This is a genomic window from Tetragenococcus muriaticus DSM 15685 (assembly GCF_000423785.1).
Taxonomy (GTDB): Bacteria; Bacillota; Bacilli; order Lactobacillales; family Enterococcaceae; genus Tetragenococcus; species Tetragenococcus muriaticus.
Genome location: NZ_AUIQ01000110.1, coordinates 1 through 1,280, shown reverse-complemented (window position 1 = coordinate 1,280; position 1,280 = coordinate 1). Strand labels below are relative to the sequence as shown.

General features: G+C 32.0%; 2 protein-coding genes. Both read left to right on the top strand.

The genetic code is table 11. The annotated features are described in order from the left end of the window. Positions 1–167 precede the first annotated feature (167 nt). The gene (locus tag G577_RS0110385) at positions 168–542 is read left to right on the top strand and encodes a CvfD/Ygs/GSP13 family RNA-binding post-transcriptional regulator (protein WP_028791100.1); all 375 of its coding nucleotides are present in this window, start codon (positions 168–170) and stop codon (positions 540–542) included. Between the two features lie 68 nt (positions 543–610). Further along, positions 611–973 (top strand): hypothetical protein, encoded by a 363-nt coding sequence (locus G577_RS0110380; protein WP_038026519.1) that lies wholly within the window; start codon positions 611–613, stop codon positions 971–973. The last annotated feature ends 307 nt before the right edge of the window (positions 974–1,280 follow it).

Below are 1,280 nucleotides of genomic sequence, written 5' to 3'. Positions count from 1 at the left end.
CTTGATTTGCATAGGCCTAGTTCAGTGCGCCTATTTTTTAGTGGTAGAGTAACAATAAATTCATTTTTTATCTTGACTCTTTACCACTATGCTTTTTAGTGGTTAATTCTCATCTTCATTTTTCCTTTGTTTCCTAGTATAATAAATTTTAGAAAAGAGGGAAAGCTATGACATATAAAATTGGAGATGTTTTAGAAGGGACGGTTACTGGTGTACAAAACTACGGAGTGTTTGTTTCTCTAGATAACCATACCCAGGGGCTTATCCATATATCAGAAATTCAATCGGGTTTTACCAAAGAAATTCAAGATATTGTTCAAATAGGTGAACAAGTACAGGTACAAATTATTGATATCGATGAATATACGCAAAAAATAAGTCTTTCCAGACGTACGTTGGAAAAACAATTTGTACGGCCTCCTTATCATAAAAAACGGTATTTTACAGATAAAAAACAACAAATTGGTTTTCGTTCTATTGAAAAACGCTTACCTAAATGGATAGATGAAGCAATAGATGCGCTTTCAAAAAGTAAGGCTTAACAAAGGGCAGTAGCTCATGTTAAACTAAATGCCGCTAGGAAGTTTAAAAATTGTTTGAGGTGAAACAATTGAGTGATAAAAAAGTTGCCGGAACGGTCATTCTTCATTTAGAAGATGGCTCAAAGAGGTTTTTAATTCGTACGATGAATAATCAACTTGCTTTGGCCTTTACGAATTTTTCTGAGGAACAAACAGGTTTAGCCAATATATTACAGCTATTAAAAGAAGATGTAGATCTTGATATTGAAAATATTCGCCTTGTCGAATTAACCAATGGGCAAATTTATGATAATAATGTTCCTCTATTTGTTTTTGAATCACAAGAGCATCAACAATGGGAAGAATTACCTAATCAGTATTATTGGGCAGAGGCTCAAACCTTTCGCGAAATTATTCAGGGCATGGATATTGAAGGAATGCCTTTTTTCTAAGTTGAGCATATAAGATTATTTTCTTTGCTAGAAGAGGATAAATAAACGAAAAAAGTTTTATTTTGTTGTTGATCCTTAATAAAATTCGTGATAAATTAATTGAGGTCGATTGTTCATTGAACATTTTGACTACTGAAAAAAGTTATTGACGTTATATTAACGAAATGATATACTGATGAAGTCGCAAATTTTCTGTTAAATAATTTTTGTTAAAAAAAGTTATTGACAATAACTGATTCTCTTGATAAGATATAAAAGTTGCTACGGCAACGCCAAAGAGAACAAAAGACGTAGACCTTTGAAAACT